Annotated in this window: 1 protein-coding gene; it reads left to right on the top strand. The window is 67.2% G+C overall.

Annotation, left to right across the window (positions count from 1 at the left end; genetic code table 11):
* Positions 1 to 274, top strand: a 274-nt coding sequence (locus tag HO151_RS02045; RefSeq protein WP_302479531.1) for an enolase C-terminal domain-like protein, incomplete at its 5' end; no start/stop codon positions are given.
* Positions 275 to 326 lie beyond the last annotated feature (52 nt).

The following is a 326-nucleotide window of genomic DNA, read 5'->3' as shown; positions in this document are numbered from 1 at the left end:
CACGTCGCACCTCGCCCTGTCGGCGTCGCTGCAGCCATACGCCGGCCTCGCCGACCATCGCATCTGCGAGTACCCGGCCCACCCCAAACGCCTCGCAGAGGACATCACGAGGACGCACCTCGTCCCCGACCAGGACGGTCTCGTCCATGTGCCGGATGCACCCGGCCTCGGCGTCGACGTGGACCTCGCCGCGGTGCATCCCTATCTCCGCGATGTGGAGATCACGGTCGACGGCGACACCGTGTTCGTGAGTCCGGAGATGGTGCGACCGTGAGCACTCCGACCTCGGCGGGTAGCCTCGACTCTGTGAGCAACGAGAACAACTC

This window comes from Streptomyces sp. 8P21H-1 (assembly GCF_013302945.1).
The sequence above is the reverse complement of the archived record's forward strand: the minus strand, read 5'-3'. Positions and strand labels throughout refer to the sequence as shown.